The sequence below is a fragment of the Goodfellowiella coeruleoviolacea genome (assembly GCF_024171785.1).
In the GTDB taxonomy this organism is placed as follows: Bacteria; Actinomycetota; Actinomycetes; order Mycobacteriales; family Pseudonocardiaceae; genus Goodfellowiella; species Goodfellowiella coeruleoviolacea.
On record NZ_JAMTCK010000003.1, the window covers coordinates 363,363 to 376,319 of the forward strand.

Annotated in this window: 10 protein-coding genes; 5 read left to right on the forward strand and 5 right to left on the reverse strand. The window is 72.4% G+C overall.

The genetic code is table 11. The features are described 5' to 3' along the window. Positions 1-202: 202 nt before the first annotated feature. Genes LX83_RS07730 through LX83_RS07740 form a run of 3 tightly spaced genes read left to right on the forward strand, consistent with a single transcriptional unit; the run spans position 203 to position 3,227 of the window. A complete protein-coding gene (locus LX83_RS07730; RefSeq protein ID WP_253769137.1) occupies positions 203-1,216 on the forward strand; it encodes a FecCD family ABC transporter permease in 1,014 nt (337 codons plus the stop codon). Continuing rightward, positions 1,213-2,331 carry a FecCD family ABC transporter permease gene (locus LX83_RS07735; RefSeq protein ID WP_253768584.1) on the forward strand — a complete coding sequence of 373 codons (1,119 nt, stop codon included), beginning with the start codon at positions 1,213-1,215 and terminating at the stop codon, positions 2,329-2,331. Before LX83_RS07730 ends, LX83_RS07735 begins: the two co-directional genes overlap by 4 nt. Beyond that, positions 2,328-3,227: an ABC transporter ATP-binding protein gene (locus LX83_RS07740; RefSeq protein WP_253768587.1), complete on the forward strand. Its 900-nt coding sequence runs from the start codon at positions 2,328-2,330 to the stop codon at positions 3,225-3,227. Before LX83_RS07735 ends, LX83_RS07740 begins: the two co-directional genes overlap by 4 nt. A gap of 528 nt (positions 3,228-3,755) precedes the next feature. Here LX83_RS07740 and LX83_RS07745 read toward each other — a convergent pair. Beyond that, positions 3,756-4,622 (reverse strand): (2Fe-2S)-binding protein, encoded by an 867-nt coding sequence (locus LX83_RS07745; RefSeq protein ID WP_308203931.1) that lies wholly within the window; start codon positions 4,620-4,622, stop codon positions 3,756-3,758. 409 nt (positions 4,623-5,031) lie between these two features. Here LX83_RS07745 and LX83_RS07750 point away from each other — a divergent pair, with 409 nt between their 5' ends. Beyond that, positions 5,032-7,581: an ATP-dependent Clp protease ATP-binding subunit gene (locus tag LX83_RS07750; RefSeq protein WP_253768589.1), complete on the forward strand. Its 2,550-nt coding sequence runs from the start codon at positions 5,032-5,034 to the stop codon at positions 7,579-7,581. A 154-nt stretch (positions 7,582-7,735) separates the two neighbouring features. Here LX83_RS07750 and LX83_RS07755 read toward each other — a convergent pair whose 3' ends face one another. Together LX83_RS07755 and LX83_RS07760 are read right to left on the reverse strand one after the other, a co-directional pair. After that, the gene (locus tag LX83_RS07755; RefSeq protein WP_253768592.1) at positions 7,736-9,031 is read right to left on the reverse strand and encodes a DUF979 domain-containing protein; all 1,296 of its coding nucleotides are present in this window, start codon (positions 9,029-9,031) and stop codon (positions 7,736-7,738) included. Continuing rightward, entirely contained in the window at positions 9,028-9,738 is a 711-nt protein-coding gene (locus tag LX83_RS07760) for a DUF969 domain-containing protein (RefSeq protein ID WP_253768595.1), read from the reverse strand. The genes LX83_RS07755 and LX83_RS07760 overlap by 4 nt, the downstream gene beginning before the upstream one ends. Positions 9,739-9,900: 162 nt before the next feature. Between LX83_RS07760 and LX83_RS07765 the strand changes: the two genes are divergently transcribed. Beyond that, positions 9,901-10,950, forward strand: a complete 1,050-nt coding sequence (locus LX83_RS07765; protein ID WP_253768598.1) for an endonuclease/exonuclease/phosphatase family protein — start codon at positions 9,901-9,903, stop codon at positions 10,948-10,950. A gap of 49 nt (positions 10,951-10,999) precedes the next feature. Here LX83_RS07765 and LX83_RS07770 read toward each other — a convergent pair whose 3' ends face one another. After that, positions 11,000-11,353 carry an antibiotic biosynthesis monooxygenase family protein gene (locus tag LX83_RS07770; RefSeq protein ID WP_253768600.1) on the reverse strand — a complete coding sequence of 118 codons (354 nt, stop codon included), beginning with the start codon at positions 11,351-11,353 and terminating at the stop codon, positions 11,000-11,002. Between the two features lie 56 nt (positions 11,354-11,409). Further along, positions 11,410-12,921 carry a M1 family metallopeptidase gene (locus LX83_RS07775; RefSeq protein ID WP_253768602.1) on the reverse strand — a complete coding sequence of 504 codons (1,512 nt, stop codon included), beginning with the start codon at positions 12,919-12,921 and terminating at the stop codon, positions 11,410-11,412. Positions 12,922-12,957: the final 36 nt, after the last annotated feature.

Below are 12,957 nucleotides of genomic sequence, written 5' to 3' on the forward strand. Positions count from 1 at the left end.
AACATGGGTGCGGGTCGGTCCAGCTCGTTCCCTGTGCCCCGGCCCGGACGAGCACAGCCACGCCAGCGAGGAGCCCGACGTGACCCCCGGTACCCCCGCGACCACACGGTCGACTCAGGCTGGTACCGGACACCCCGCACAGCCCACCGGCCCGACCGACCCCGGTGGCGTCGGCACCGGGGGGCGGGACAACCGGAGTGCCATTGCCGCCCGGCGCCGCCGCCGGCTGATCGGGCTGGCCGCACTGCTGTTGGCGCTGGTCGCCGCCGCGGTGGCGAGCATCGCCGTGGGCGCCAAACCCATTCCGCTCGGCGCGGTGTGGCACGCGCTCGCCACCCCCACCGGCACCGCGGACGACATCGTGGTGCGCTCGCTGCGCATCCCGCGCACGCTGCTGGGCGTGGTCGCGGGCATCGCCCTGGGCGTGGCCGGCTCGCTGATGCAGGGCCACACCCGCAATCCGCTGGCCGATCCCGGACTGCTCGGCGTCACCCAGGGCGCCTCGTTCGCCGCGGTGCTCTCCATCTTCGCCCTCGGGCTCACCGGGGTGTACTCGTTCGTGTGGTTCGCCTTCCTCGGCGCCATGATCGCCGCGGTGCTGGTGTTCCTGCTCGGCTCGGCCGGCAGCGGGGGCGGTGGCGGGCCGACCCCGGTGACCCTGGCGCTGGCCGGTGCCGCCATGAGCGCGCTGCTCTACGCGTTGACCTCGGTGGTGGTGCTGCTGGACCAGCAGAGCCTGGAGACCTACCGGTTCTGGCAGGTCGGCTCGATCGCCGGACGGGACCAGGGCGTGCTCGGTCAGGTGCTGCCGTTCCTGGTGGTGGGGCTGGTGCTCGCGCTGGTCAACGCGCCCGGGCTGAACGCGCTCTCGCTGGGTGAGGACGTGGCCCGCTCGCTGGGCCAGCCCGTGCTGCGCACCCGGGTGATCGGGCTGGCTGCGGTGACCCTGCTCACCGGTGCGTCCGTGGCCGCGTGCGGGCCGCTGGCCTTTGTCGGCCTGGTCGTGCCGCACGTGGCCAGGGCGATCACCGGACCCGACTACCGCTGGCTGCTGCCCTACGCCGGGCTCATCGGCGCGGTGCTGCTGCTGCTCGCGGACGTGCTGGGCCGGGTCGTCGCCCGCCCGGGGGAACTCCAGGTGGGCATCATGCTGGCCGCGATCGGTGCCCCCTTCTTCATCGTGCTGATCCGTCGCAAGAGGCTGGTGCGGCTGTGACTCCGAGCAAGAGCCCCACCGCGCCGCCGGGCGCGCCGCCCGCCCGCACCACCCGGGTGGCCGGCCGGCCGGCGCTGCGGCTCGGACCGGCGTCCTGGGTGCTGCGGGTGCGCGCCCTGCTGGTGCCGGTGCTCGGCCTGGCCCTGCTGGTGCTGCTGATGGCGGTCAACATCGGCCGGGGCGACTTCCCGATCAGCGTCGGTTCGGTGCTCGACGTGCTGCTGGGCGGCGGCTCCCGCCGGGACCAGTTCATCGTGCTCGACCTGCGGCTGCCCCGGTCCCTGACCGGCGCGCTGGTCGGTGCCGCCCTCGGCCTGTCCGGCGCGATCGTCCAGTCGATCGCCCGCAACCCGCTGGCCAGCCCCGACGTGCTCGGCATCACCTGGGGTGCCAGCGCGGGCGCGGTCACCGTGGTGGTGCTCGGCGGCAGCGCCGGCGGGATCAGTGGCCTGGCCAGCAGCCTGGGCGTGCCACTGGCCGCGCTGGCCGGCGGGCTGATCGCCGGGCTGGCGGTCTACCTGCTGTCCTGGCGACGCGGCATCGAGGGACACCGCATGGTGCTGGTCGGCATCGCGATCAGCACCCTGGCCGTCAACCTGACCAACTGGCTGCTCACCCTGGGGGACGTCAACGACGCGGCCAGGGCCATGGTCTGGCTCACCGGAAGCCTCAACGGCCGCGGCTGGGAACACGTCCAGCCCGTGGCCATCGCCTTGGCGCTGCTGGTGCCCGCCACCCTGTTCGGCGCGCACGCGCTGGGCGCGCTGCGCTTCGGCGAGGACACCGCGCGTGGGCTGGGCGTGCGGGTGAACACCGCGCGGGCCCTGCTGGTGCTGTTCGCCGTGCTGCTCGCGGCCGTGGCCACGGCGGGTGCCGGGCCGATCGGGTTCGTGGCACTGGCCACCCCGCAGATCGCGCTGCGCCTGTCCGGCGTCGGCCAGCCCCCGTTGATCGCGTCCGCGGTGCTCGGGGCGGCGCTCACAGTGGGTGCGGACCTGGTCGCCCGCACGGCGTTCGGCGCGGTCGAGCTGCCGGTGGGCGTGCTGACCGCGTCGCTGGGCGCTCCCTACCTCATGTTCCTGCTTGTTCGCGGTCGCCGGAAGGTGCGTGCATGACTACCACTGACACCGACGTGCAGTCGTCGTCGAACGGGCCAGCCAGCACCGGGCCCGCCAACACCGGGTCCGCGTCCACCGGGTCCGCGTCCACCGGGCAGCGGAGCGAGGTCCGGTTACGGGCCAGCCAGCTGCGGCTCGGCTACGGCGACCGGCTGATCGTCGACGGCCTGGACCTGGACGTGGTCAGCGGCACGGTGACCGCGGTGATCGGGCCGAACGGCTGTGGCAAGTCCACACTGCTGCGGGCGCTGGGCCGGCTGCTGGCCCCCAGGGGCGGCAGCGTGCTGCTGGACGGTGAGCGCATCGACAAGATGTCCACCCGTCAGGTGGCCCGGATCCTCGGGGTGCTGCCGCAGACCCCGCAGGCGCCCGAGGGGCTGACCGTGGCCGACCTGGTCGCCCGGGGCCGACACCCGCACCAGACGTGGTACCGGCAGTGGTCCTCGGCCGACGAGACGATCGTGGCTGACGCGCTGCGCATGACCGGCATGCTCGAACTGGCTGACCGCCCGGTGGACGAGTTGTCCGGTGGCCAGCGGCAGCGGGCGTGGCTGTCCATGGCCCTGGCGCAGGGCACCGACCTGCTGCTGCTCGACGAGCCCACCACCTACCTGGACCTGGCGCACCAGGTCGACGTGCTGGACCTGGTGCGCCAGTTGCACGCCGAGGCCGGTCGGACCGTGGTGATGGTGCTGCACGACCTGAACCTGGCGGCGCGGTACGCCGAACAGTTGGTGGCCATGCGGGACGGGCACATCGTGACGCAGGGCCCGCCCGACGAGGTGTTGACCGAGGACATGCTGCGCGAGGTGTTCGGCCTGGAGGCCCGGATCGTGCCCGACCCGGTGTCCGGAGGCCCGCTGGTGGTGCCGATCGGCGCCCACTTCCGCTGACGGTTCGCGTTTTTCCCGAGGCTTCCCGCAGCTTCTCGCTGCTTCTCGTGGCTTCTCGTGGCTTCTCGTGGCTTCCCGCTGCTTCTCGTGGCGCGTGTGGCGCTGCGCTGGTGGTGCTGTGGTGCTGGTGGGGTCCGCGGGGGCGGTGGGCCGGTGAGCTTGTGGGCTTGTGGGATACCGCCTGCGGGTGGCGCGACTGCGGGTGGTGCCGTGGACTCCGTACTGGGGGCGCCTTTACCACGTTGTGGCTGGTTAGTGCGCCGATTCACCCGATCGTGGGGACGGTTGTACACAGGCTGACGAGTTGTCCACAGGCCCGCGCGACGACAGCCCCGGTGGGGGTGGGGCGACTAGGCTGGACCCGGGGTCGCCCCCCTGGGATGGGCGGGGGCTGCGTGTGGGGCGAGTCGTGGCAACCCAGCAGGCGGGGACGCAGTGCGTGCGCAGGGCCGGGCCGGCAGCGGCGGACCAGGCGCGGAACCAGTAGTGCGACCCAGTAGTGCCACCGAGTGGTGCCACCCGGTGGTGCTAGCGGTCAGCTGGCATGACGCGGGGGCAGGTGTCGCAGGCGGTGGCGCCGGGCAGGGCGAAGTGGAAGCAGCAGCTCTCCCGCCGCCGGGTCCACTGCGGGAGGTCACCCGCGCTCGGGTCGTCGCAGCCGAACCGCAGGGTGGACCCGGACGTGAACGGTGCGATCCGGGCGGGCAGCAGCAGCGCCGCGTCGGCCACGCCGGACACCTCGTCACCGCACAGCCGGCCGGCCAACCAGGCGCCGCTGTCCAGCGCGTCGGTGGCCGCGGCCCACAGGGTGCGCCGGCCGAACCGGGAGGTGGGGCCGAAGGCGGCCACGAACCGGGCGGCGTGCTCGGCGAACCGGGCTCGCAGCAGGCTGGCCAGTGCCGCCTCGTCGGCCACCACGGTGGCCTCGGGCAGGTCCCGGCCCGGGTCGTCGGGCAGGCAGGCGAAGGAGTCACTGAGCAGGGCGAGGCCGTCCGGGTGGGGGCGTCCCTCGGCGGCGATGCGCAGGGCCAGGTCGCGCGGGCGCAGCATGGGCACCCGGCGCAGCCGGTGGAACAGCAGGCCGGCGAGCAGACCGGGCCCGTTGAGGTACCAGCCCATCAGGTAGCCGGCCGTGGCCCGCTCCGGGGCCTCGCCGTACTCCTGGCACATCCACTCGGCCAGGGTGGCCCGCCACGCGTCGAGGCGTTCGGGCTGGTCGAGCAGGTCGGCGCAGGACACCCACGCCTCGGCGGTCTCGGTCGGCACGCCGCGGCGCAGTTCGAGCCAGCTCTCGGTCGCGCCGGCGACCGCGGCCAGTGAGTCGGCCAGCGATCCCTTGGTCCTGTCCGGGCGGATGGCGGGAGCGGACATCCTGGTGCCGACCTTCCTGCTCACCTAAACTTCGAGCTGTGGGCCCCCGAACAGCGGGGCAACACCCCGTTGGTCAGGTTTGCCTTACCTTACCTGGAATCCAGCTCAGTGCGCGCCGGAGTCAGTGGCGTGCGCCACTTTTCCCCTGCTCCATGTGACGCAGTGTCATGGCCGAAGTGCCGTGTTCGCGCTCAGCGGACAATGTCCGGTTCCTGGAATCTCGCAGGCAGGTGGCGCGTTATGCCTGGTGTCAGACATCCCCGACGGTGATCGGCTGCGTAGGGGACTGAGAGCGACGGCCTCGGCGACTACAGTGTTCGTACGGTGCCGTACTCGTTATGGGTACCCGGAAGAAGACTCAACGGACGACTCAGCGGGTAACCCGACTGGCGACGAGTTCGAGGACCGCCAGCGCAGCTGTCAGGGAGTGCGAATGTTCGAAAGGTTCACCGACCGCGCAAGGCGGGTGGTCGTCCTGGCCCAGGAAGAGGCCAGGATGCTCAACCACAACTACATTGGCACCGAACACATGCTCTTGGGCTTGATCCACGAGGGTGAGGGTGTCGCCGCCAAGGCGCTTGAGTCGTTGGGGATTGCTCTAGAGGCCGTCCGCCAGCAGGTCGAGGAGATCATCGGCCAGGGCCAGCAGCCGCCCAGCGGTCACGTTCCCTTCACGCCACGGGCGCGAAAGGTCCTTGAGCTGTCGCTGCGCGAGGCGCTGCAGCTCGGCCACAACTACATCGGCACCGAGCACGTGCTGCTCGGCCTGATCCGCGAGGGTGAGGGCGTCGCCGCCCAGGTCCTGGTGAAGCTGGGGGCCGACCTCAACCGGGTGCGTCAGCAGGTGCTGCAGCTGCTGTCCGGCTACCAGGGCAAGGAGCCCGCCGAGACCGGCGGTCGCAGCGAGGGCACCCCGTCCTCCTCGCTGGTGCTCGACCAGTTCGGGCGCAACCTCACCGCCAGCGCGCGGGAGGGCAAGCTCGACCCGGTGATCGGGCGCAGCAAGGAGATCGAGCGGGTCATGCAGGTGCTGTCCCGCCGCACCAAGAACAACCCGGTCCTGATCGGTGAGCCCGGCGTCGGCAAGACCGCCGTGGTCGAGGGCCTGGCCCAGATGGTGGTCAAGGGCGAGGTGCCCGAGACGCTGAAGGACAAGCAGCTCTACACCCTGGACCTGGGTTCGCTGGTCGCCGGTTCCCGCTACCGCGGTGACTTCGAGGAGCGCCTGAAGAAGGTGCTCAAGGAGATCCGCACGCGCGGCGACATCATCCTGTTCATCGACGAGATCCACACCCTGGTCGGCGCGGGTGCCGCCGAGGGCGCGATCGACGCGGCGAGCATCCTCAAGCCGATGCTGGCCCGCGGCGAGCTGCAGACCATCGGCGCGACCACCCTCGACGAGTACCGCAAGTACGTCGAGAAGGACCCGGCGCTGGAGCGCCGCTTCCAGCCGATCCAGGTGGGTGAGCCGTCGCTGGAGCACACCATCGAGATCCTCAAGGGGCTGCGCGACCGCTACGAGGCGCACCACCGGGTCTCGATCACCGACTCCGCGCTGGTGGCCGCGGCCACCCTGGCCGACCGCTACATCAACGACCGGTACCTGCCGGACAAGGCGATCGACCTGCTCGACGAGGCGGGCGCGCGCATGCGCATCCGCCGGATGACCGCTCCGCCGGACCTGCGCGAGTTCGACGAGAAGATCGCGGACGTGCGTCGGGACAAGGAGTCCGCGATCGACGCGCAGGACTTCGAGCGCGCCGCCAAGCTGCGTGACCAGGAGAAGCAGCTGCTGGCGCAGAAGGCCGAGCGGGAGAAGCAGTGGAAGGACGGCGACCTGGACGTGGTCGCCGAGGTCGACGACGAGCAGATCGCCGAGGTGCTGGCGAACTGGACCGGCATCCCGGTGTTCAAGCTCACCGAGGAGGAGACCACCCGGCTGCTCCGCATGGAGGACGAACTCCACAAGCGGATCATCGGTCAGGTCGAGGCCGTCAAGGCGGTCAGCCAGGCGATCCGGCGCACCCGTGCCGGCCTGAAGGACCCCAAGCGCCCGTCCGGCTCGTTCATCTTCGCCGGCCCGTCCGGTGTGGGTAAGACCGAGCTGTCCAAGGCGCTGGCCAACTTCCTGTTCGGCGACGACGACGCGCTCATCCAGATCGACATGGGTGAGTTCCACGACCGCTACACCGCCTCGCGGCTGTTCGGTGCCCCGCCCGGGTACGTCGGCTACGAGGAGGGCGGCCAGCTCACCGAGAAGGTGCGGCGCAAGCCGTTCTCGGTGGTCCTGTTCGACGAGATCGAAAAGGCCCACCAGGAGGTGTACAACACGCTGCTCCAGGTGCTGGAGGACGGCCGGCTGACCGACGGTCAGGGCCGGACGGTGGACTTCAAGAACACCGTCATCATCTTCACCTCGAACCTGGGCACGCAGGACATCTCCAAGGCGGTGGGGCTGGGCTTCGCCGGCGCCGGCGAGCAGGCCAACAACTACGAGCGGATGAAGACGAAGGTCAACGACGAGCTGAAGCGCCACTTCCGCCCGGAGTTCCTGAACCGGATCGACGACATCATCGTCTTCCACCAGCTCACCGAGGACGAGATCATCCGCATGGTGGACCTGATGATCTCCCGGGTCGAGGCGCAGCTCAAGAGCAAGGACATGGCTCTGGAGCTGACCCCGCTGGCCAAGAAGCTGCTGGCCAAGCGCGGGTTCGACCCGGTGCTGGGTGCTCGCCCGCTGCGGCGCACCATCCAGCGCGAGATCGAGGACCAGCTGTCGGAGAAGATCCTGTTCGGCGACCTGCAGCCGGGCCAGATCATCGTCACCGACGTGGAGGGCTGGAGCGGCGAGGGCTCCGACGACAAGGCGCGGTTCGTCTTCCGCGGCGAGCCCAAGCCCGCTCGGGTGCCGGACGCGCCGCCGGTCGACCTGGCCGCCTCGACCGGGGCGGACGGCGCCGGTGAGGCCGAGGCCGAGTGAGCCGAGGCCGTCGGTGAGCTGACGCCAGCCGCGAGCTGGAGTCCAGCAGGTGGACGACGTGACGGGCGGTCCCGCGATGAGCGGGGCCGCCCGTTCCGCTTCTCCGCCTGGTCCCCGCCGGTGGGCAAGCGCTGGGTGGGGCTGACCAGCCCGGTCAGAACGCCAGGAAGTACATGATCAGGATGTTGCACCCGAGCAGCGGCACGGCCGTGGGCAGTTGCGCCTTGATCGGGCCGTACTGGTCCTTCAGCTGGAGCAACGCGGCCGGCACGATGTTGTAGTTGGCGGCCATCGGGGTGCACAGCGTGCCGCAGAACCCGGCCAGCATGCCCACGGCGAACACCAGCGCCGGGTCGCCGTGGAACTGCGCCACCAGCACCGGCCAGCCGATCGCGGCCGTCATCACCGGGAACGCGGCGAACGCGTTGCCCATGATCACGCTGAACAGCGCCATCCCGGCGCAGTAGAGCACCACCGCGCCCAGCAGGGAACCCTCGGGCAGCAGCCCGTTGGTGATGCTGGCGACCGCCCTGCCCACCCCGGCCTTGTCGAACAGCAGGCCGAGCGTGGCCAGCATCTGCGGCAGCAGCGCGGCCCAGCCGATGTCCTCCAGCAGCCGGCTGCCCTCGCGGACCGGCACCAGCGGGCTGACCGGCCGGAACAGCACCAGCCCGAGCAGCACGGCCAGCACACTGCCCGCCCCCAGGCCCACCAGGGTGGCGGTGCCCTCGGCGAGCAGCGGCTGCCCGGCCACCCGCACCCGCGCGACCAGGGTGGCGAACAGCGCCGCGACCACCGGGATGAGCAGCGCCGGCAGGAACAGCCGGTTGCCCAGCCGGGCGGCCAGGGCCCGCCGTTGACTGGCGCTGGTGGTGGCGTGCGGCCAGGCGGGCGCGGCAGTGCCCCCTGCCGCCGCGCCCCCTGCCGCCGCGCCCCCTGCCGCCGCGCCCCCTGCCGCCGGGCCCCGTGCCGCCGCGCCCCCTGCCGCCGGGCCCCGTGCCGCCGCGCCCCCTGCCGCCGGGCCCCGTGCCACCGGGCCACCCACCACTGGGCCCGCCGCGGCGGCGCTGCCCACCGGGCCCGCCTCGGCATCCCCGGAAGCCCCCTGGTCCTCCGGGGATGCCTGACTGGCGGCCGCGCTCCGGCCGCCAGCCGGTTCGTGCGCGCCAGCCGCTTCTCGGCGGTCGGCTGCCCGCGCACCGCCGCGGCTGCCCCGACCGAGCCGGCCGAAACCGGCCAGCCCGGCGAGCACGAGCACGGCCGCCCCCAGCGGCCAGGCCGGTGCCGTCCTGGCGACCACGAACGTCGAGTAGCAGAAGCAGACGCCCAACAGCGCCCAGAACAGCGCGCTGCCGCGTCGCTTCGGGTTGCTCCGGTCGGTGGCCGCCAGCACGCCCGCCACCAGGAACAACAGCCCGCACAGCCAGTACAGCCACTCCGCGTTGATCACGCCCGCACCTCCGTGGCGCCGGTGCGGGACCGGCTGGCGCCGGCCGTGGTCCTGGCCAGCCACCGGTCCAGCCAGAGCAGCCGACCGCCGTGGATCACCAGGGCGCAGAGCGCGGTGGGAATCGCCCACAGCGCGATCTCCAGCGCGTCCAGCCGCAGTCCGTAGGTGGTGTCCACGAAGCCGGTGATCAGCAGGATCGACCCGATGGCGATGAACACGTCCTCGCCGAAGAACAACCCGACGTTGTCCGCGCCGGCCGCGTGCGCCTTGATCCGCTCGATGGCCGGATCGGTGAGCGGGCCGTGCCGCCGCTCGGCCGCGCCCAGTGCCATCGGCGCGATGAGCGGGCGCACGGTCTGGGCCGGGCCGCCGATGTCGCGCAGGCCGACCGCGGCCGTGCACTGCCGGAGCAGCAGGTAGGCGGCGAGCAGCCGGCCGGTGGTGAACCGGGCCAGCCGGCCGATCAGCACCCGGGCCTGTTCCTGCAGGCCGAAGCGCTCGACCAGGCCGATCACCGGCAGTGTCACCACGAACAGGCTCACCGAGCGGCTGCCGGCGAAGCCGGAGCCGAACGCGTCCAGGATCTGGGTGGGGGAGAAACCCCCGATCAGCGCGGTGACGATGCCGGCGGCGGCCACCACGAGCAACGGGTTGAGGCGCAGGGCGAAACCCACGACCACGACGAGGACACCGAGGAGGACGAGCATCGTGACCTCCAGCACGACAGTGTGTGGTGAGCCGAGGGTAGGGGTTTGTTCAACAATCCGACAAGAGGGCAAAAGACGGAGTGAACGACTGGTCAGGGGAACGGGCCCGGGCTCGGGTTGTCGCGCCCGGGGGTGGCCGGCCGGTTCGGCCACACTGGTCGTATGAGCCCAGCGACCACCGGTCGGCGCACTCGGGGGCCGGTCGAGCCGCCCGACGCCGACGAGCAGCCCGAATCGTGGCGCGGCCGGCGTCGCCGGCGCGGCGGCCGGCCGCTGACCGCGCTGCTGGGTCTGCTCGCGCTCGGCTGCCTCGCCGCGGGCGTGGTGCGGCTGTTCGACCTGGACAGCAACGTCCAACTGGTCGCGGTGCTCGCGGTCACCCCGTACGTGGCCGCCGGCAGTCTGCTGCTCGGGGTGCTGTGCCTGCTGCTGCGGCGCTGGGCGATCAGCATGGTGGTGCTGGCGCTGGCCGTGCTGCTGGCCGCCACGGTCGTGCCCAGGCTGCTCCACCAGGCCCGCCCCTACCAGCAGGGGCAGCAGGTGCGGGTGCTCTCCGCCAACCTCTACTACGGGCGGACCAGTGCCGAGGCCGTGGTGAACCTGGTGCGCGAGCACCAGGTCGACGTGCTGAGCCTGCAGGAACTCACCCAGGAGGCGGTGGACGCGCTGGACCGCGCCGGCCTGGCCGAGGCACTGCCGCACCGGGTGTTCCAGGCCAGCGGTGACGCGTCCGGGTCCGGGCTGGCCGCCCGCTACCCGCTGACCGCGCTGCCGCCGGCCGCGCCCAGCACGTTCGCCCAGCCCGCGGCGCGCGTGGACCTGCCAGGCGCGGCCGACTTCGACGTGGTGGCCGTGCACGTGGCGCCACCGCACCTGGGCGACGCGGCCGACCCGTGGCGGCGGGAACTGGCCGGCCTGCCGGAACGCTCACTGGCGGCGCCGGTTCAGGTGCTGGCCGGTGACTTCAACGCCACCGTCGACCACGCCGCGTTCCGTCGCCTGCTCGCCGTGGGCTACGCCGACGCGGCCGCGCAGACGGGCGCCGCCCTCACCCCGACCTGGCCGGACCGCGACACCTGGTGGCCGCCGGCCGTGACCATCGACCACATCCTGGTCGACGACCGGATCTCGGTGGACACCTTCGACGTGTTCGACCTGCCCGGCAGCGACCACCGCGCGGTGTTCAGCCAGTTCGTCGTGCCGGACCGGTGAGCCGGCGGCCAGGGGCGAACGCGGGGAGGGAACCGCTGAGTCGGCCGATTCAGCCGGCCTGGTCGCCGGCCGGGGGCTGCTCGGACCGGGGCTGCTCGGTCTTCGGCTGGGAGGCGAGGACCACCTCGAACTCCAGCAGGCTCGCGCCGGAGGCCACCGGCTTGGCCCGCTCACCCGCGTGCGCGGCCCTGCCCGAACCGCTGGCCCACGCCTGGAAGTCCTCCTCGGTCTCCCACTTCGTGTACACGAAGTACCGGTTCTCGCCGGCGACCGGGCGCAGCAACTCGAAGCCGAGGAAGCCGGGGGACGAGTCCACCGCGCCGAGGCGGGCCGCGAACCGCTTCTCCAACTCGGGGCCGGCGCCCTCGGGAACCTCGATCGCATTGATCTTGACCACTGCCATGGTTCCGAGCTTACGGCGGTCCGCGGTCCGGGCGGGGTGAGACACCGGCAGCGCTGCTACCGCAGCGAGGCCGGCCACAGGTACTCGTCGGCCGGCACCTCCGCCGCGCGGAACCACGCGGCGAAGAACCCGTCCAGCTGCTGGCCGGCGGCCTGCTCCAGGTGCGACTCGAACTCCGACCAGGTGGCGTTGCCGTCCCGGTGCACCGCGGCCCAGGTGCGCAGCGCCGTGAAGAACGCCTGGTCACCGACTTGCCGGCGGAGCGCGTGCATGGCCAGCACGCCCTTGTCGTAGACGCCCTCGAACTCGTGGCCGGCACCCATGTCCACCAGCCGGCGCGCCCAGAACCGCTGGTCGCTGGCGTGGCTGCGCACCTGGCTCCGGTACCGCGCGTCCAGGTCGGTGCCGTCCTCGCCCTCGGCCCACAGCCACTCGGCGTAGCTGGCCAGGCACTCGTTCAGGCAGATGTCCGCCCACCGGGACACCGACACCGAGTCACCGAACCACTGGTGGGCGTTCTCGTGCACGATCGTGCCCAGGTCGGTCCACTGCGCGTAGGTGGGCCGGGTCTGGGTCTCCAACGAGAAGGAGATGTCCTCGGCCAGGAAGATCCCGCCGGCCGCGCGCTGCGGATAGGCCCCGAACTTCTCCGACAGGAACGCCAGCACCTCGGGCAGCCGGTCCGCCAGCGCCTTCTTGCCCTCGGCGCCCGGCGCGTAGGCGTCCACCACGGGCGTGCCGTCGGGCAGTTGGGAGCGCACCACCGATAACCGGTCGATGATCACCGTGCTCAGGTAGGTGGCCATCGGGGTCTGCTCCACCCAGGTGTGCGTGGTCCAGCCGTCCGCGCTGGTCTCACCCGCCGGCACGCCGTTGGCCACCACCGACCAGCCGTCCGGCACGTCCAGCGCGATCCGGAAGGCGGCCTTGTCACCCGGGGTGTCGTTGGCCGGGAACCAGGTGGTGGCCGAGTGCGGCTGGCCGGCCACGAACGCCCCACCCGACGCGCTGATCTGCCACCCGCCGCGGCCCAGTGCGTCGTCCAGGGTGACCGGGCTGCCCGAGTAGCGCACGCTGACCCGGAAGTCGCCCGCGGGCAGCAGGTCGGCGGGTTGGATCACCAGTTCGTGGTCGCCCTCCCGGGTGAACGTGGCCGGGTGGTCGTTCACCCGGACCGCGCTGACCTCCAGGCCGGTCAGGTCCAGGTTGAACCGGCTGAGCGGGCTGAGCGCCCTGGCCGAGATCGTGGCCTCGCCGGACAGCTGCCGGCTCGGCGGGTCGTAGCGCAGGGCCAGGTCGTAGGCGGTGACGTCGTAGCCGCCGTTGCCGTCGGTGGGGTAGTAGGGGTCACCCGCGCCGGGCGCGCCCACCGTGCCCGTGGTCCCGGACGGCGGCGCGTCCGCCGGTGCCCCGCCCGGCGCCGAGGCCACCGACGCGGCCTGGGCGCTGCCGCCGCGCACCCGGGGCGTGCCCGCGGTCACCGCCACGAGCAGCGCGGACACCGCCAGCAGTACGAGCGCGCCCGCGGCCAGCAGCAGCCCGCGCCGGTTCCCAACCCTGATGCGCATCGCCTGCTCCCCCTGCCTGTTCCGCACGGTGGTCCC

What these genes read in the sequence shown, in the direction of transcription:
- LX83_RS07740 (WP_253768587.1), top strand. Translation starts at nt 2,328, where the DNA reads ATGACTACCACTGACACCGACGTGCAGTCGTCGTCGAACGGGCCAGCC.
- LX83_RS07750 (WP_253768589.1), top strand. Translation starts at nt 5,032, where the DNA reads ATGTTCGAAAGGTTCACCGACCGCGCAAGGCGGGTGGTCGTCCTGGCC.
- LX83_RS07760 (WP_253768595.1), bottom strand. Translation starts at nt 9,738, where the DNA reads ATGCTCGTCCTCCTCGGTGTCCTCGTCGTGGTCGTGGGTTTCGCCCTG.
- LX83_RS07765 (WP_253768598.1), top strand. Translation starts at nt 9,901, where the DNA reads ATGAGCCCAGCGACCACCGGTCGGCGCACTCGGGGGCCGGTCGAGCCG.
- LX83_RS07770 (WP_253768600.1), bottom strand. Translation starts at nt 11,353, where the DNA reads ATGGCAGTGGTCAAGATCAATGCGATCGAGGTTCCCGAGGGCGCCGGC.
- LX83_RS07775 (WP_253768602.1), bottom strand. Translation starts at nt 12,921, where the DNA reads ATGCGCATCAGGGTTGGGAACCGGCGCGGGCTGCTGCTGGCCGCGGGC.